16 protein-coding genes and 1 pseudogene are annotated in these 16,811 nt (G+C 52.2%); 16 read left to right on the top strand and 1 reads right to left on the bottom strand.

The genetic code is table 11. From position 1 onward, the window contains the following. Positions 1-42: 42 nt before the first annotated feature. Positions 43-192 carry a hypothetical protein gene (locus QZF50_RS17870; RefSeq protein ID WP_162829205.1) on the bottom strand — a complete coding sequence of 50 codons (150 nt, stop codon included), beginning with the start codon at positions 190-192 and terminating at the stop codon, positions 43-45. A gap of 308 nt (positions 193-500) precedes the next feature. Here QZF50_RS17870 and wza point away from each other — a divergent pair, with 308 nt between their 5' ends. The 16 genes and pseudogenes from wza to QZF50_RS17950 all read left to right on the top strand — a co-directional run. After that, complete coding sequence (wza, locus tag QZF50_RS17875) at positions 501-1,640, top strand: polysaccharide export protein Wza (RefSeq protein ID WP_000978094.1); 1,140 nt, start codon at positions 501-503, stop codon at positions 1,638-1,640. Between the two features lie 5 nt (positions 1,641-1,645). Continuing rightward, positions 1,646-2,089 carry a low molecular weight protein-tyrosine-phosphatase Wzb gene (gene wzb, locus QZF50_RS17880; protein ID WP_000482901.1) on the top strand — a complete coding sequence of 148 codons (444 nt, stop codon included), beginning with the start codon at positions 1,646-1,648 and terminating at the stop codon, positions 2,087-2,089. 2 nt (positions 2,090-2,091) lie between these two features. Then, on the top strand, positions 2,092-4,254 hold the full coding sequence (gene wzc / locus QZF50_RS17885) for a tyrosine-protein kinase Wzc (RefSeq protein WP_000137112.1): 2,163 nt from the start codon (positions 2,092-2,094) through the stop codon (positions 4,252-4,254). A 177-nt stretch (positions 4,255-4,431) separates the two neighbouring features. Then, positions 4,432-5,271, top strand: a complete 840-nt coding sequence (gene wcaA, locus QZF50_RS17890) for a colanic acid biosynthesis glycosyltransferase WcaA (RefSeq protein WP_000654503.1) — start codon at positions 4,432-4,434, stop codon at positions 5,269-5,271. A 2-nt stretch (positions 5,272-5,273) separates the two neighbouring features. Next, positions 5,274-5,762, top strand: a complete 489-nt coding sequence (wcaB, locus tag QZF50_RS17895) for a colanic acid biosynthesis acetyltransferase WcaB (RefSeq protein ID WP_000888729.1) — start codon at positions 5,274-5,276, stop codon at positions 5,760-5,762. Continuing rightward, on the top strand, positions 5,759-6,976 hold the full coding sequence (gene wcaC / locus QZF50_RS17900) for a colanic acid biosynthesis glycosyltransferase WcaC (RefSeq protein WP_001471788.1): 1,218 nt from the start codon (positions 5,759-5,761) through the stop codon (positions 6,974-6,976). The genes wcaB and wcaC overlap by 4 nt, the downstream gene beginning before the upstream one ends. Continuing rightward, positions 6,951-8,168, top strand: coding sequence for a colanic acid polymerase WcaD (gene wcaD / locus QZF50_RS17905; protein WP_000107816.1), 1,218 nt, complete (start codon positions 6,951-6,953; stop codon positions 8,166-8,168). The genes wcaC and wcaD overlap by 26 nt, the downstream gene beginning before the upstream one ends. 10 nt (positions 8,169-8,178) lie before the next feature. After that, positions 8,179-8,925 (top strand): colanic acid biosynthesis glycosyltransferase WcaE, encoded by a 747-nt coding sequence (gene wcaE / locus QZF50_RS17910; RefSeq protein WP_000927076.1) that lies wholly within the window; start codon positions 8,179-8,181, stop codon positions 8,923-8,925. Between the two features lie 15 nt (positions 8,926-8,940). Then, positions 8,941-9,489, top strand: a complete 549-nt coding sequence (wcaF, locus tag QZF50_RS17915) for a colanic acid biosynthesis acetyltransferase WcaF (protein WP_001153559.1) — start codon at positions 8,941-8,943, stop codon at positions 9,487-9,489. Between the two features lie 26 nt (positions 9,490-9,515). Beyond that, a complete protein-coding gene (gene gmd / locus QZF50_RS17920) occupies positions 9,516-10,637 on the top strand; it encodes a GDP-mannose 4,6-dehydratase (protein ID WP_000048190.1) in 1,122 nt (373 codons plus the stop codon). Positions 10,638-10,639: 2 nt separating this feature from the next. Next, positions 10,640-11,605 (top strand): GDP-L-fucose synthase, encoded by a 966-nt coding sequence (gene fcl / locus QZF50_RS17925; RefSeq protein WP_023155484.1) that lies wholly within the window; start codon positions 10,640-10,642, stop codon positions 11,603-11,605. Between the two features lie 2 nt (positions 11,606-11,607). Beyond that, the gene (gene gmm, locus QZF50_RS17930) at positions 11,608-12,087 is read left to right on the top strand and encodes a GDP-mannose mannosyl hydrolase (RefSeq protein WP_023568732.1); all 480 of its coding nucleotides are present in this window, start codon (positions 11,608-11,610) and stop codon (positions 12,085-12,087) included. After that, positions 12,084-13,307 carry a colanic acid biosynthesis fucosyltransferase WcaI gene (wcaI, locus tag QZF50_RS17935; protein ID WP_023568733.1) on the top strand — a complete coding sequence of 408 codons (1,224 nt, stop codon included), beginning with the start codon at positions 12,084-12,086 and terminating at the stop codon, positions 13,305-13,307. The genes gmm and wcaI overlap by 4 nt, the downstream gene beginning before the upstream one ends. Before the next feature lie 2 nt (positions 13,308-13,309). Beyond that, a complete protein-coding gene (gene cpsB / locus QZF50_RS17940) occupies positions 13,310-14,746 on the top strand; it encodes a mannose-1-phosphate guanyltransferase (protein ID WP_000079263.1) in 1,437 nt (478 codons plus the stop codon). 192 nt (positions 14,747-14,938) lie between these two features. Continuing rightward, a complete protein-coding gene (gene cpsG / locus QZF50_RS17945) occupies positions 14,939-16,309 on the top strand; it encodes a colanic acid biosynthesis phosphomannomutase CpsG (protein ID WP_001296216.1) in 1,371 nt (456 codons plus the stop codon). Positions 16,310-16,363: 54 nt separating this feature from the next. After that, positions 16,364-16,811, top strand: a pseudogene (locus QZF50_RS17950) (undecaprenyl-phosphate glucose phosphotransferase); the annotation flags it as partial.

Below are 16,811 nucleotides of genomic sequence, written 5' to 3' on the forward strand. Positions count from 1 at the left end.
ATTTAAGAAATATCGCATGTGGAGACGCAATATTAAATATTGTCAACCTAAAGAAACTCCTAAAAACCATATTGAATGACACTTAATATAATTCTTAAAAATAGCCAATTGCCGAATTGTTACCTTGCCTGCTATTCCGTTAGCTGTAACACTTCCTCCTGCATTATTGGAGAGCCAATATTCAATTACCATAATGTCACCTTATATTCGGAAGTTAATTTCCGCAATAACCCTTTCTCATCAACGACTGTATGTTGAGAGGGTTTTAAAAATTAAGCTAAATCAGTGTATTGGTAGCTAAAAAGCCAGGGGCGGTAGCGTGTCTGGATGCCTGAAAGACCAGTCTGAATTATTCTGTCAATAGCCTGCGGATGAAATCAATTTTTTTAGGACTGATGCCAGTTAAATTTTTATTCAATTAACTGCAAGGTAAATGTGCATGGCGACATTGCTATTAATAGTGCACAGGATAATTACTCTGCCAAAGTGATAAATAAACAATGATGAAATCCAAAATGAAATTGATGCCATTATTGGTGTCAGTAACCTTGATAAGCGGTTGCACAGTACTTCCGGGCAGCAATATGTCGACGATGGGCAAAGACGTCATCAAACAGCAGGACGCTGATTTCGATCTCGACAAAATGGTGAATGTTTATCCGCTGACCCCGCGCCTGATTGACCAATTACGCCCACGCCCGAATGTAGCGCGCCCCAATATGACGCTGGAAAGCGAGATCGCGAATTACCAGTATCGCGTCGGGCCGGGGGACGTTCTGAATGTCACCGTCTGGGATCACCCGGAACTCACCACGCCAGCCGGTCAGTACCGCAGCTCCAGCGACACCGGCAACTGGGTACAGCCTGACGGCACTATGTTTTACCCGTATATCGGCAAGGTTCACGTAGTCGGGAAAACGCTCGCTGAAATCCGCAGTGATATTACCGGGCGCTTAGCGACGTACATCGCTGACCCGCAGGTGGACGTTAATATCGCCGCCTTCCGCTCACAAAAGGCCTATATCTCAGGTCAGGTGAATAAATCCGGTCAACAGGCGATCACCAACGTACCACTGACCATTCTCGATGCCATCAACGCCGCAGGTGGCCTGACCGACACCGCTGACTGGCGCAACGTGGTGCTAACACACAATGGTCGTGAAGAACGCATTTCTTTGCAGGCGCTGATGCAAAACGGCGACCTCAATCAGAACCGACTGCTTTACCCCGGCGATATTCTCTACGTGCCGCGTAATGATGATCTGAAAGTATTTGTGATGGGTGAAGTTAAGAAACAGAGCACCCTGAAAATGGACTTTAGCGGTATGACCCTGACTGAAGCCCTGGGCAATGCTGAAGGTATCGACATGACCACCTCCAACGCCAGCGGCATCTTTGTCATTCGTCCGTTGAAAGGCGAGGGCGGGCGTAACGGCAAGATTGCCAATATCTACCAGCTGGATATGTCCGATGCCACGTCGCTGGTGATGGCGACAGAATTCCGCCTGCAACCTTATGACGTGGTGTATGTCACCACCGCCCCGGTTTCCCGCTGGAACCGTCTGATCAATCAGTTGCTGCCAACTATTAGCGGTGTCCGTTACATGACGGATACAGCCAGCGACATTCATAACTGGTAATCGTCATGTTTAACAACATCTTAGTTGTCTGTGTCGGCAATATTTGCCGTTCCCCGACGGCGGAACGCTTACTGCAACGTTATCACCCGGAACTGAAAGTGGAGTCCGCTGGACTCGGCGCGCTGGTCGGTAAGGGCGCAGATCCTACCGCTATCAGCGTCGCCGCAGAACATCAACTGTCTCTGGAAGGTCACTGTGCACGGCAAATCAGCCGCCGCCTGTGTCGCAACTATGACCTGATTTTGACCATGGAAAAGCGCCATATCGAACGCTTATGCGAGATGGCACCTGAGATGCGCGGCAAAGTGATGCTGTTTGGTCACTGGGATAACGAATGTGAAATCCCCGATCCGTATCGCAAAAGCCGGGAAACGTTTGCAGCGGTGTACACATTACTTGAACGGTCTGCCCGCCAGTGGGCGCAGGCATTGAACGCAGAGCAGGTATAAGAATGACAGAAAAAGTAAAACAACATGCCGCTCCGGTAACGGGCAGTGATGAAATCGATATTGGTCGCCTGGTCGGCACCGTCATTGAAGCGCGCTGGTGGGTGATTGGCATCACCGCTGTATTTGCCCTCTGTGCTGTGGTTTACACTTTCTTCGCCACGCCGATTTATAGTGCCGACGCACTGGTACAAATCGAACAAAACAGCGGCAATTCGTTAGTGCAGGACATTGGCTCGGCATTAGCCAACAAACCGCCTGCATCGGACGCCGAGATCCAGTTGATTCGTTCGCGTCTGGTGCTTGGTAAAACGGTGGACGATCTAGACCTCGATATTGCGGTGAGCAAAAACACGTTCCCGATTTTCGGTGCGGGTTGGGATCGCCTGATGGGACGTCAGAACGAGACGGTGAAAGTGACCACCTTTAACCGCCCGAAAGAGATGGCGGACCAGGTGTTTACGCTTAATGTGCTGGATGACAAAAACTACACTCTGAGCAGTGATGGCGGCTTTAGCGCCCGTGGGCAAGCGGGCCAGATGCTGAAAAAAGAAGGCGTCACGCTGATGGTTGAAGCCATTCACGCCCGCCCGGGCAGTGAGTTTACCGTCACCAAATACTCCACGTTGGGGATGATCAACCAACTGCAAAACAGCCTGACGGTAACGGAGAACGGCAAAGACGCAGGCGTACTGAGCCTGACTTATACCGGTGAAGATCGCGAACAGATCCGCGACATTCTTAACAGCATCGCCCGTAACTATCAGGAACAAAATATTGAGCGCAAATCGGCGGAAGCGTCGAAAAGCCTCGCTTTCCTCGCGCAACAGTTACCGGAAGTACGTAGCCGCCTCGATGTTGCCGAAAACAAACTGAATGCCTTCCGTCAGGATAAAGATTCTGTTGATCTGCCGCTGGAAGCGAAAGCGGTGCTCGATTCGATGGTGAACATCGACGCGCAGTTGAACGAACTGACCTTTAAAGAGGCGGAAATCTCCAAGCTGTACACCAAAGTTCACCCCGCGTACCGCACGCTGCTGGAGAAACGTCAGGCGCTGGAAGACGAAAAAGCCAAACTTAATGGTCGCGTAACGGCGATGCCGAAAACCCAGCAGGAGATTGTGCGCCTGACCCGCGATGTCGAGTCTGGTCAGCAGGTCTATATGCAACTGCTGAATAAAGAGCAGGAGCTGAAAATCACCGAAGCCAGCACCGTCGGCGATGTGCGCATTGTTGACCCGGCAATCACCCAGCCTGGCGTGCTAAAACCGAAGAAAGGGCTGATTATCCTCGGCGCGATTATCCTTGGCCTGATGCTCTCTATCGTGGGTGTGCTGCTGCGCTCGTTGTTTAATCGCGGCATCGAAAGCCCGCAAGTGCTGGAAGAACACGGAATCAGCGTCTATGCCAGCATCCCGCTGTCGGAGTGGCAGAAAGCGCGCGATAGCGTCAAAACCATCAAAGGGGTTAAACGCTATAAACAGAGCCAGCTACTGGCAGTGGGGAATCCAACCGATCTGGCGATTGAAGCCATCCGTAGTCTGCGTACCAGTCTGCACTTCGCGATGATGCAGGCGCAGAACAATGTGTTGATGATGACCGGGGTTAGCCCGTCAATTGGTAAAACCTTTGTCTGCGCCAACCTGGCGGCGGTGATCAGCCAGACCAATAAACGGGTGTTGTTGATCGACTGTGATATGCGCAAAGGCTACACCCACGAGCTGTTGGGCACCAATAACGTCAATGGTCTGTCGGAAATTCTGATTGGTCAGGGCGATATTACTACCGCTGCTAAACCGACCTCTATTGCCAAATTTGACCTGATCCCGCGCGGTCAGGTGCCGCCAAATCCTTCTGAGCTGTTGATGAGCGAACGCTTTGCCGAACTGGTGAACTGGGCGAGTAAAAACTATGACCTGGTGTTGATTGATACGCCGCCGATTCTGGCAGTGACCGATGCCGCAATTGTTGGTCGTCATGTCGGAACCACGTTAATGGTGGCGCGTTATGCGGTCAACACATTGAAAGAAGTGGAAACCAGTCTGAGCCGCTTTGAGCAAAACGGTATTCCGGTGAAAGGGGTGATTCTGAACTCCATCTTCCGCCGCGCCAGCGCGTATCAGGATTATGGCTATTACGAATACGAATATAAGTCGGATGCGAAATAACGACATCCGCTGTCGGATGCGATGCTGACGCATCTTATCCGACCTACCTTCACGCCGCATCCGGCAAGCAAACCAGCTCCGTAGGCCGGATAAGGCGCTCACGCCGCATCCGGCAACAGAACCCGTAAACAAGCTTATAAACCGGCAGAACATCTCGACACTCCGGGAGAACAACCTATGAAAGATAATCCGCTGATCTCAATCTATATGCCAACCTGGAACCGCCAACAACTGGCGATTCGGGCGATAAAATCGGTCCTGCGCCAGGACTACAGCAACTGGGAGATGATCATCGTGGATGATTGCTCCACCTCCTGGGAACAACTGCAACAGTACGTCACCGCCCTCAACGATCCGCGTATCACTTACATCCACAACGATATTAACAGCGGGGCGTGCGCGGTACGTAACCAGGCTATTATGCTGGCGCAAGGGGAATACATTACCGGGATCGATGACGATGACGAATGGACACCCAACCGTCTGAGCGTCTTCCTCGCCCATAAACAGCAACTGGTCACTCACGCCTTTTTGTACGCTAACGACTACGTATGCCAGGGAGAAGTTTATTCCCAACCGGCAAGCTTACCACTGTATCCCAAATCGCCGTACTCACGCCGCCTGTTCTATAAACGCAATATCATTGGCAATCAGGTCTTTACCTGGGCATGGCGTTTCAAAGAGTGTTTGTTCGATACCGAACTGAAAGCGGCACAGGATTACGACATCTTCCTGCGGATGGTGGTGGAGTATGGCGAACCGTGGAAAGTGGAAGAGGCGACGCAGATCCTGCATATCAATCACGGTGAAATGCAGATCACCTCGTCACCGAAAAAATTCTCCGGATACTTCCACTTTTACCGCAAGCACAAAGACAAATTTGACCGCGCCAGCAAAAAATATCAGCTGTTTACCCTCTACCAGATCCGCAATAAACGCATGACCTGGCGCACGTTGCTGACGCTGCTGTCGGTGCGTAACGGCAAACGTCTGGCTGATGGTATTCGGGGGCGCTAAATATGCTGGAAGATCTACGCGCCAACAGCTGGAGTTTACGTCCGTGCTGCATGGTTCTAGCCTATCGCGTCGCTCATTTTTGTTCGGTGTGGCGCAAAAAGAACGTCCTCAACAATATTTGGGCGGCCCCGCTGCTGGTGCTGTATCGCATTATCACCGAATGCTTTTTCGGTTATGAAATCCAGGCAGCCGCAACCATTGGTCGCCGTTTCACTATCCATCACGGTTACGCCGTAGTGATCAATAAAAACGTGGTAGCGGGGGATGATTTCACCATTCGCCACGGCGTCACTATCGGCAATCGTGGTGCCGATAACATGGCATGTCCACACATTGGCAACGGCGTCGAACTCGGTGCCAACGTCATTATTCTTGGTGATATCACGCTTGGTAACAACGTCACCGTGGGCGCGGGCAGCGTGGTGCTCGACTCTGTCCCGGACAACGCGCTGGTGGTGGGAGAAAAAGCGCGAGTGAAGGTAATTAAATGAATATTCTGCAATTTAATGTGCGATTGGCGGAAGGCGGGGCGGCAGGTGTGGCGTTAGATCTCCACCAGCGTGCGCTGCAACAGGGGCTGGCGTCACATTTTGTCTACGGCTACGGCAAAGGCGGCAAAGAGAGCGTCAGCCATCAAAACTATCCGCAGGTCATCAAACATACGCCGCGGATGACCGCGATGGCGAATATTGCCCTGTTTCGTCTGTTTAATCGCGATCTGTTTGGCAATTTCAATGAGTTATATCGCACCATTACTCGCACCCCGGGTCCGGTGGTCCTGCATTTTCATGTGCTGCACAGCTACTGGTTGAATCTTAAGAGCGTGGTGCGCTTTTGCGAAAAGGTGAAAAACCACAAACCGGATGTCACTCTGGTCTGGACGTTACACGACCACTGGAGCGTTACCGGACGCTGCGCCTTTACCGACGGTTGCGAAGGCTGGAAAACGGGCTGCCAGAAATGCCCGACCTTAAATAACTATCCGCCGGTGAAGATTGATCGGGCACACCAGCTGGTGGCGGGCAAACGCCAGTTATTCCGCGAGATGCTGGCACTGGGCTGTCAGTTTATTTCCCCCAGCCAGCATGTGGCTGACGCTTTCAATAGTCTGTACGGGCCAGGGCGTTGCCGGATTATCAATAATGGTATTGATATGGTAACCGAAGCGATTCTGGCGGACTTGCCTCCGGTGCGCGAAACCCAGGGCAAGCCGAAAATCGCGGTGGTGGCGCATGACCTGCGTTACGACGGCAAGACTAACCAGCAACTGGTGCGTGAGATGATGGCGCTGGGCGACAAAATCGAACTGCATACCTTTGGTAAGTTCTCGCCGTTCACCGCTGGCAACGTGGTTAATCACGGCTTTGAAACTGACAAGCGCAAGTTGATGAGCGCGCTCAATCAGATGGATGCGCTGGTGTTCAGTTCTCGCGTCGATAACTACCCGCTGATTTTGTGTGAGGCGCTATCGATTGGCGTGCCGGTGATCGCCACCCATAGCGATGCGGCGCGGGAAGTGCTGCAAAAATCCGGTGGTAAAACCGTCAGTGAAGAAGAGGTGCTGCAACTGGTGCAGTTAAGCAAACCGGAAATCGCGCAGGCGATATTTGGTACCACGCTGGCTGAGTTCAGCCAACGCAGCCGCGCCGCCTACAGTGGACAACAGATGCTGGAGGAGTATGTCAACTTCTATCAGAATCTGTAGCTACCTGCTGCTGCCGCTGATCTACCTGCTGGTTAACGTCAAAATCGCCCAGCTTGGTGAAAGTTTCCCCATCACTATCGTCACTTTTTTACCTGTCTTGTTACTGCTGTTTTTAGAACGCATCAGCGTTAAAAAATTGATGATTGCCTTAGGGATTGGTGCGGGACTCACGGCGTTCAACTATCTGTTTGGTCAGTCGTTGGATGCCAGTAAATACGTCACTTCAACCATGCTGTTTGTCTATATTGTGATCATTATTGGCATGGTGTGGAGTATTCGCTTTAAAACGATTTCGCCACACAACCATCGCAAGATATTACGTTTCTTTTATCTGGTGGTCGGGCTGGTGGTGGCGCTGGCGGCGGTGGAGATGGCGCAAATTATCCTCACCGGCGGCAGCAGTATTATGGAGTCGATTTCGAAATATCTGATTTACAGCAACAGCTATGTGCTGAATTTCATCAAATTCGGCGGCAAGCGCACGACAGCACTTTATTTCGAACCGGCATTTTTCGCTCTGGCATTAATCTCAATTTGGCTCAGCATCAAACAGTTTGGTATCAAAACGCCTAAAACCGATGCTATGATTCTCGCAGGGATAATATTATCCGGATCGTTTTCAGGGGTTATGACCTTTATCCTGTTTTATTTGCTGGAGTGGGCATTCCAATATCTGAATAAAGAGGCGATTAAGAAAAAGTTACCGTTAGCATTGATTTCTCTGGCTGTATTCCTGGTTGGTGTGGTAATCGCGTTTCCTTATATTTCCACCCGTCTGGGCGATTTAGGTACGGAAGGATCGTCATCGTATTATCGTATTGTCGGTCCGCTGGTGATGGTCGGTTATTCTTTGACCCATATTGACGGTGTAGTCAGATTTGGCTCACTTTATGAATATGTCGCATCATTCGGAATATTTAACGGTGCGGATGTCGGAAAAACCATAGACAATGGTTTGTATCTGCTGATTATTTATTTTTCCTGGTTCGCGGTGTTTTTATCGCTGTGGTACATGGGGAAAGTGATAAAAATGATGATCAACGCTTTTGGTGATAACCGCAATTTTCGCGTGCAATTATATCTTTTTACTCCGGTATCGCTGTTTTTTACCGGTTCGATATTTAGCCCGGAATATGCATTTTTAATCGTCTGTCCGTTTATTTTGCGAAAAGCGTTAAATATTACGAGGTAAGAATAAGAACATGTTGCTTAGCATAATCACTGTCGCGTTTCGTAACCTCGAAGGGATAGTCAAAACACATGCCTCGCTGGCGCATCTGGCGCAGGCGGAAGATATCAGCTTCGAATGGATTGTTGTCGATGGCGGTTCCAATGACGGCACCCGTGAGTATCTGGAAAATCTCAATGGTATCTATAACCTACGCTTTGTCAGCGAGCCAGATAACGGTATCTATGACGCCATGAACAAAGGCATTACGATGGCACAAGGCAAGTTCGCGTTGTTTCTCAATTCGGGCGATATTTTTCATCAGAATGCCGCAAATTTTGTCCGTAAGTTAAAAATGCAAAAAGATAACGTGATGATCACCGGCGATGCGCTGCTGGATTTTGGCGACGGGCATAAAATTAAACGTAGCGCCAAACCGGGCTGGTATATTTATCACAGCCTGCCCGCCAGTCATCAGGCGATATTTTTCCCGGTATCCGGCTTGAAGAAATGGCGTTATGACCTGGAATATAAAGTTTCTTCCGACTACGCGCTGGCAGCCAAAATGTATAAAGCCGGTTATGCATTTAAAAAACTCAATGGCCTGGTGTCTGAATTTTCCATGGGTGGGGTATCTACCACCAATAATATGGAATTGTGTGCTGACGCGAAAAAAGTCCAACGGCAAATATTACATGTGCCTGGCTTTTGGGCTGAATTATCCTGGCATTTACGCCAACGTACTACCTCAAAGACGAAAGCCTTATATAACAAAAGCTGAATATAAGGGAAAACGATGCAAGATTTAAGCGGTTTCTCGGTACCGAAAGGGTTCCGGGGCGGCAACGCTATTAAAGTGCAATTATGGTGGGCAGTACAGGCAACAATATTTGCCTGGTCGCCACAAGTATTGTATCGCTGGCGGGCATTTTTATTACGTTTATTCGGGGCAAAAATAGGAAAAAACGTAGTTATTCGTCCGTCAGTAAAAATTACCTATCCGTGGAAATTAACCTTAGGTGATTACGCGTGGGTCGGCGATGAGGTCAATTTATATACCCTCGGTGAAATAACCATTGGCGCACATTCGGTGATATCGCAAAAAAGTTATTTATGCACCGGTAGCCACGACCATGCAAGTCAACATTTCACCATTAACGCCACGCCTATTGTGATTGGCGAGAAATGCTGGCTGGCAACCGATGTCTTTGTTGCCCCAGGCGTCACAATCGGCGACGGCACCGTCGTGGGTGCACGAAGCAGTGTTTTTAAATCGCTTCCGGCAAATGTGGTTTGCCGGGGGAATCCCGCAGTGGTGATACGCGAACGCGTTGAAACTGAATAAATTCAAAAAATACAGAGGAATAAGACATGTCAAAAGTCGCTCTCATCACCGGTGTAACCGGACAAGACGGTTCTTACCTGGCAGAGTTTCTGCTGGAAAAAGGTTACGAGGTGCATGGTATTAAGCGTCGTGCATCGTCATTCAACACCGAGCGCGTGGATCACATTTATCAGGATCCGCACACCTGCAACCCGAAATTCCATCTGCATTATGGCGACCTGAGTGATACCTCCAACCTGACGCGCATTTTGCGTGAAGTGCAGCCGGATGAAGTGTACAACCTGGGCGCAATGAGCCACGTTGCGGTTTCTTTTGAGTCACCGGAATATACCGCAGACGTCGATGCGATGGGTACGCTGCGCCTGCTGGAGGCGATCCGCTTCCTCGGTCTGGAAAAGAAAACCCGTTTCTATCAGGCTTCCACCTCTGAACTGTATGGTCTGGTGCAGGAAATTCCGCAGAAAGAAACCACGCCGTTCTACCCACGCTCTCCGTATGCGGTCGCCAAACTGTACGCCTACTGGATCACCGTTAACTACCGCGAATCCTACGGCATGTACGCCTGTAACGGTATTCTCTTCAACCATGAATCCCCGCGCCGCGGCGAAACCTTCGTTACCCGCAAAATCACCCGCGCAATCGCCAACATCGCCCAGGGGCTGGAGTCGTGCCTGTACCTCGGCAATATGGATTCCCTGCGTGACTGGGGCCACGCCAAAGACTACGTAAAAATGCAGTGGATGATGCTGCAACAGGAACAGCCGGAAGATTTCGTTATCGCGACCGGCGTTCAGTACTCCGTGCGTCAGTTCGTGGAAATGGCAGCGGCACAGCTGGGCATCAAACTGCGCTTTGAAGGCACGGGTGTTGAAGAGAAGGGCATTGTGGTTTCCGTCACCGGGCATGACGCGCCGGGCGTTAAACCGGGTGATGTGATTATCGCCGTTGATCCGCGTTACTTCCGTCCGGCTGAAGTTGAAACGCTGCTCGGCGACCCGACCAAAGCGCACGAAAAACTGGGCTGGAAACCGGAAATCACCCTCAGAGAGATGGTGTCTGAAATGGTGGCTAATGACCTCGAAGCGGCGAAAAAACACTCTCTGCTGAAATCTCACGGCTACGACGTGGCGATCGCGCTGGAGTCATAAGCATGAGTAAACAACGCATTTTTATCGCTGGCCATCGTGGGATGGTCGGTTCCGCCATCACGCGGCAGCTCGAACAGCGCGGTGATGTGGAACTGGTATTACGCACCCGCGACGAGCTGAACCTGCTGGACAGCCGCGCGGTGCATGATTTCTTTGCCAGCGAACGCATTGACCAGGTCTATCTGGCGGCGGCGAAAGTGGGCGGCATTGTTGCCAACAACACCTATCCGGCGGATTTCATCTACCAGAACATGATGATTGAGAGCAACATCATTCACGCCGCGCATCAGAACGACGTGAACAAACTGCTGTTTCTTGGATCGTCCTGTATCTACCCGAAACTGGCAAAACAGCCGATGGCAGAAAGCGAGTTATTGCAGGGCACGCTGGAGCCGACCAACGAGCCTTACGCCATTGCCAAAATCGCCGGGATCAAACTGTGCGAATCTTACAACCGCCAGTATGGACGCGATTACCGCTCTGTCATGCCGACCAACCTGTACGGGCCGCATGACAACTTCCACCCGAGTAATTCGCATGTGATCCCAGCATTGCTGCGTCGCTTCCACGAGGCGACGGCACAGAATGCGCCGGACGTGGTGGTGTGGGGCAGCGGCACACCGATGCGCGAATTTCTGCACGTCGATGATATGGCGGCGGCGAGCATTCATGTCATGGAGCTGGCGCACGAAGTCTGGCTGGAGAACACCCAGCCGATGCTGTCGCACATTAACGTCGGTACCGGTGTTGACTGCACTATCCGCGAGCTGGCGCAAACCATCGCCAAAGTGGTGGATTACAAAGGTCGGGTGGTTTTTGATGCCAGCAAGCCGGATGGTACGCCGCGCAAACTGCTGGATGTGACGCGCCTGCATCAGCTTGGCTGGTATCACGAAATCTCACTGGAAGCGGGGCTTGCCAGCACTTACCAGTGGTTCCTTGAGAATCGAGACCGCTTTCGGGGGTAATGATGTTTTTACGTCAGGAAGACTTTGCCACGGTAGTGCGCTCCACACCGCTTGTCTCTCTCGACTTTATTGCCGAGAACAGTCGCGGCGAGTTTCTGCTTGGCAAAAGAACCAACCGCCCGGCGCAGGGTTACTGGTTTGTGCCGGGAGGGCGCGTGCAGAAAGACGAAACGCTGGAAGCCGCATTTGAGCGGCTGACGATGGCGGAACTGGGGCTGCGTCTGCCGATAACAGCAGGCCAGTTTTACGGTGTCTGGCAGCACTTTTATGACGATAACTTCTCTGGCACGGATTTCACCACTCACTATGTGGTGCTCGGTTTTCGCTTCAGAGTCGCTGAAGAAGATCTGATACTGCCGGATGAGCAGCATGACGATTACCGCTGGCTGACGCCGGACGCGCTGCTCGCCAGTGACAATGTTCACGCTAACAGCCGCGCCTATTTTCTCGCTGAGAAGCGTGCCGGAGTACCCGGATTATGAAAATACTGGTCTACGGCATTAACTACTCGCCGGAGTTAACCGGCATCGGCAAATACACCGGAGAAATGGTGGAATGGCTGGCGGCGCAAGGTCATGAGGTGCGGGTTATTACCGCACCGCCTTACTACCCGCAGTGGCAGGTGGGTGAGAACTATTCCGCCTGGCGCTACAAACGAGAAGAGGGGGCCGCCACGGTGTGGCGCTGCCCGCTGTATGTGCCAAAACAGCCGAGCACCCTGAAACGCCTGTTGCATCTCGGCAGTTTTGCCGTCAGCAGTTTCTTTCCGCTGATGGCGCAACGTCGCTGGAAGCCGGATCGCATTATTGGCGTGGTACCAACGCTGTTTTGCACGCCGGGAATGCGCCTGCTGGCGAAACTCTCTGGCGCGCGTACCGTGCTGCATATTCAGGATTACGAAGTGGACGCCATGCTGGGGCTGGGCCTTGCCGGAAAAGGCAAAGGCGGCAAAGTGGCACAGCTGGCAACGGCGTTCGAACGTAGCGGACTGCATAACGTCGATAACGTCTCCACGATTTCGCGTTCGATGATGAATAAAGCCATCGAAAAAGGCGTGGCGGCGGAAAGCGTCATCTTCTTCCCCAACTGGTCGGAAATTGCCCGTTTTCAGCATGTCGCAGACGCCGATGTTGATGCCCTTCGTAACCAGCTTGGCCTGCCGGATAACAAAAAAATCATTCTTTACTCCGGCAATATTGGTGAAAAGCAGGGGCTGGAAAACGTTATTGAAGCTGCCGAACGCCTGCGTGATGAACCGCTGATTTTTGCCATTGTCGGGCAGGGCGGCGGCAAAGCGCGGCTGGAAAAAATGGCGCAGCAGCGTGGACTGCGCAACATGCAATTTTTCCCGCTGCAATCGTATGACGCTTTACCCGCACTGCTGAAGATGGGCGATTGCCATCTGGTGGTGCAAAAACGCGGCGCGGCAGATGCCGTATTGCCGTCGAAACTGACCAATATTCTGGCAGTAGGCGGTAACGCGGTGATTACCGCAGAGGCCCACACAGAACTGGGACAGCTTTGCGAAACCTTTCCGGGCATTGCGGTTTGCGTGGAACCGGAATCGGTCGAGGCGCTGGTGGCGGGGATTCGTCAGGCGCTCCTGCTGCCCAAGTACAACACGGTGGCACGTGAATATGCCGAACGCACGCTCGATAAAGAGAACGTGTTACGTCAATTTATAAATGATATTCGGGGATAATTATGGCGCAGTCGAAACTCTATCCAGTTGTGATGGCAGGTGGCTCCGGTAGCCGCTTATGGCCGCTTTCCCGCGTACTTTACCCCAAGCAGTTTTTATGCCTGAAAGGCGATCTCACCATGCTGCAAACCACCATCTGCCGCCTGAACGGCGTGGAGTGCGAAAGCCCGGTGGTGATTTGCAATGAGCAGCACCGCTTTATTGTCGCGGAACAGCTGCGTCAACTGAACAAACTTACCGAGAACATTATTCTCGAACCTGCAGGGCGTAACACTGCACCGGCCATTGCGCTGGCGGCGCTGGCGGCAAAACGTCATAGCCCGGAGAACGACCCGTTAATGCTGGTGCTGGCGGCGGATCATGTAATTGCCGATGAAGACGCGTTCCGTGCCGCCGTGCGTAATGCCATGCCATATGCCGAAGCGGGCAAGCTGGTGACCTTTGGCATTGTGCCGGATCTACCAGAAACCGGTTATGGCTATATTCGTCGCGGTGAAGTGTCTGCGGGTGAGCAGGATACGGTGGCCTTTGAAGTGGCGCAGTTTGTCGAAAAACCGAATCTGGAAACCGCCCAGGCCTATGTGGCAAGCGGCGAATATTACTGGAACAGCGGCATGTTCCTGTTCCGCGCCGGACGCTATCTCGAAGAACTGAAAAAATATCGCCCGGATATTCTCGATGCCTGTGAAAAAGCGATGAGCGCCGTCGATCCGGATCTTGATTTTATTCGTGTGGATGAAGAAGCGTTTCTCGCCTGCCCGGAAGAGTCGGTGGATTACGCGGTCATGGAACGTACGGCAGATGCTGTTGTGGTGCCGATGGATGCGGGCTGGAGCGATGTTGGTTCCTGGTCTTCATTATGGGAGATCAGCGCCCACACCGCCGAGGGCAACGTTTGCCACGGCGATGTGATTAATCACAAAACTGAAAACAGCTATGTGTATGCCGAATCTGGCCTGGTCACCACCGTCGGGGTGAAAGATCTGGTAGTGGTGCAGACCAAAGATGCGGTGCTGATTGCCGACCGTAACGCGGTACAGGATGTGAAAAAAGTGGTCGAGCAGATCAAAGCCGATGGTCGCCATGAGCATCGGGTGCATCGCGAAGTGTATCGTCCGTGGGGCAAATATGACTCTATCGACGCGGGCGACCGCTACCAGGTGAAACGCATCACCGTGAAACCGGGCGAAGGCTTGTCGGTACAGATGCACCATCACCGCGCGGAACACTGGGTGGTGGTTGCGGGAACGGCAAAAGTCACCATTGACGGTGATATCAAACTGCTTGGTGAAAACGAGTCCATTTATATTCCGCTGGGGGCGACGCACTGCCTGGAAAACCCGGGGAAAATTCCGCTCGATTTAATTGAAGTACGCTCCGGCTCTTATCTCGAAGAGGATGATGTGGTGCGTTTCGCGGATCGCTACGGACGGGTGTAAACGTCGCATCAGGCGCTGTTTGTCGGATGCGGCGTGAACGCCTTATCCGACCTACGGTTCGGTTTTGTAGGCCTGATAAGACGCGGCAGCGTCGCATCAGGCAATGAATGCGAAACCGCGGTGTAAATAACGACAAAAACAAAATTGGCCGTTTCGGTCAGGGCCAACTATTGCCTGAAAAAGGGTAACGATATGAAAAAATTAACCTGCTTTAAAGCCTATGATATTCGCGGGAAATTAGGCGAAGAACTGAATGAAGATATTGCCTGGCGTATTGGGCGTGCCTATGGCGAATTTCTCAAACCGAAAACCATTGTGTTAGGCGGTGATGTCCGCCTCACCAGCGAAACCTTAAAACTGGCGCTGGCAAAAGGTTTGCAGGATGCGGGCGTCGATGTGCTGGATATTGGCATGTCCGGCACCGAAGAGATCTATTTCGCCACGTTCCATCTCGGTGTGGATGGCGGCATTGAAGTTACCGCCAGCCATAATCCGATGGATTACAACGGCATGAAACTGGTGCGCGAAGGGGCTCGCCCGATCAGCGGTGATACCGGACTGCGCGACGTCCAGCGTCTGGCAGAAGCCAACGACTTTCCTCCCGTCGATGAAACCAAACGCGGTCGCTATCAGCAAATCAATCTGCGTGACGCTTACGTTGATCACCTGTTCGGTTATATCAACGTCAAAAACCTCACGCCGCTCAAGCTGGTGATTAACTCCGGGAATGGCGCAGCGGGTCCGGTGGTGGACGCCATTGAAGCCCGCTTTAAAGCCCTCGGCGCGCCCGTGGAATTAATCAAAGTACACAACACACCGGACGGCAATTTCCCCAACGGTATTCCTAACCCGCTGCTGCCGGAATGTCGCGACGACACCCGCAATGCGGTCATCAAACACGGCGCGGATATGGGCATTGCCTTTGATGGCGATTTTGACCGCTGCTTCCTGTTTGACGAAAAAGGGCAGTTTATTGAGGGTTACTACATTGTCGGCCTGCTGGCAGAAGCGTTCCTCGAAAAAAATCCCGGCGCGAAGATCATCCACGATCCTCGTCTCTCCTGGAATACCGTTGATGTGGTGACTGCCGCAGGTGGCACCCCGGTAATGTCGAAAACCGGACACGCCTTTATTAAAGAACGTATGCGCAAGGAAGACGCCATCTACGGTGGCGAAATGAGCGCCCACCATTACTTCCGTGATTTCGCTTACTGCGACAGCGGCATGATCCCATGGCTGCTGGTCGCCGAACTGGTGTGCCTGAAAGGAAAAACGCTGGGCGAACTGGTGCGCGACCGGATGGCGGCGTTTCCGGCAAGCGGTGAGATCAACAGCAAACTGGCGCAACCCGTTGAGGCGATTAATCGCGTGGAACAGCATTTTAGCCGCGAGGCGCTGGCGGTGGATCGCACCGATGGTATCAGCATGACCTTTGCCGACTGGCGCTTTAACCTGCGCTCCTCCAACACCGAACCGGTGGTGCGGTTGAATGTGGAATCGCGCGGTGATGTACCGCTGATGGAAGCGCGAACGCGAACTCTGCTGACGTTGCTGAATGAGTAATGTCGGATCTTCCCTTACCCCACTGCGGGTAAGGGGCTAATAACAGGAACAACGATGACAAATCTAAAAAAGCGCGAGCGAGCGAAAACCAATGCATCGTTAATCTCTATGGTGCAACGCTTTTCAGATATCACCATCATGTTTGCCGGACTATGGCTGGTTTGCGAAGTGAGCGGACTGTCATTCCTCTACATGCACCTGTTGGTGGCGTTGATTACGCTGGTGGTGTTCCAGATGCTGGGCGGCATCACCGATTTTTATCGCTCATGGCGCGGTGTTCGGGCAGCGACAGAATTTGCCCTGTTGCTACAAAACTGGACCTTAAGCGTTATTTTCAGCGCCGGACTGGTGGCGTTCAACAATGATTTCGACACGCAACTGAAAATCTGGCTGGCGTGGTATGGGCTGACCAGTATCGGACTGGTGGTTTGCCGTTCATGTATTCGCATTGGGGCGGGCTGGCTGCGTAATCATGGCTATAACAAGCGTATGGTCGCCCTAG

Source organism: uncultured Escherichia sp. (genome assembly GCF_948475835.1).
In the GTDB taxonomy this organism is placed as follows: Bacteria; Pseudomonadota; Gammaproteobacteria; order Enterobacterales; family Enterobacteriaceae; genus ECMA0423.

What these genes read in the sequence shown, in the direction of transcription:
- QZF50_RS17870 (WP_162829205.1), bottom strand. Translation starts at nt 192, where the DNA reads ATGGTAATTGAATATTGGCTCTCCAATAATGCAGGAGGAAGTGTTACA.
- wza (WP_000978094.1), top strand. Translation starts at nt 501, where the DNA reads ATGATGAAATCCAAAATGAAATTGATGCCATTATTGGTGTCAGTAACC.
- wzb (WP_000482901.1), top strand. Translation starts at nt 1,646, where the DNA reads ATGTTTAACAACATCTTAGTTGTCTGTGTCGGCAATATTTGCCGTTCC.
- wzc (WP_000137112.1), top strand. Translation starts at nt 2,092, where the DNA reads ATGACAGAAAAAGTAAAACAACATGCCGCTCCGGTAACGGGCAGTGAT.
- wcaA (WP_000654503.1), top strand. Translation starts at nt 4,432, where the DNA reads ATGAAAGATAATCCGCTGATCTCAATCTATATGCCAACCTGGAACCGC.
- wcaB (WP_000888729.1), top strand. Translation starts at nt 5,274, where the DNA reads ATGCTGGAAGATCTACGCGCCAACAGCTGGAGTTTACGTCCGTGCTGC.
- wcaC (WP_001471788.1), top strand. Translation starts at nt 5,759, where the DNA reads ATGAATATTCTGCAATTTAATGTGCGATTGGCGGAAGGCGGGGCGGCA.
- wcaD (WP_000107816.1), top strand. Translation starts at nt 6,951, where the DNA reads ATGTCAACTTCTATCAGAATCTGTAGCTACCTGCTGCTGCCGCTGATC.
- wcaE (WP_000927076.1), top strand. Translation starts at nt 8,179, where the DNA reads ATGTTGCTTAGCATAATCACTGTCGCGTTTCGTAACCTCGAAGGGATA.
- wcaF (WP_001153559.1), top strand. Translation starts at nt 8,941, where the DNA reads ATGCAAGATTTAAGCGGTTTCTCGGTACCGAAAGGGTTCCGGGGCGGC.
- gmd (WP_000048190.1), top strand. Translation starts at nt 9,516, where the DNA reads ATGTCAAAAGTCGCTCTCATCACCGGTGTAACCGGACAAGACGGTTCT.
- fcl (WP_023155484.1), top strand. Translation starts at nt 10,640, where the DNA reads ATGAGTAAACAACGCATTTTTATCGCTGGCCATCGTGGGATGGTCGGT.
- gmm (WP_023568732.1), top strand. Translation starts at nt 11,608, where the DNA reads ATGTTTTTACGTCAGGAAGACTTTGCCACGGTAGTGCGCTCCACACCG.
- wcaI (WP_023568733.1), top strand. Translation starts at nt 12,084, where the DNA reads ATGAAAATACTGGTCTACGGCATTAACTACTCGCCGGAGTTAACCGGC.
- cpsB (WP_000079263.1), top strand. Translation starts at nt 13,310, where the DNA reads ATGGCGCAGTCGAAACTCTATCCAGTTGTGATGGCAGGTGGCTCCGGT.
- cpsG (WP_001296216.1), top strand. Translation starts at nt 14,939, where the DNA reads ATGAAAAAATTAACCTGCTTTAAAGCCTATGATATTCGCGGGAAATTA.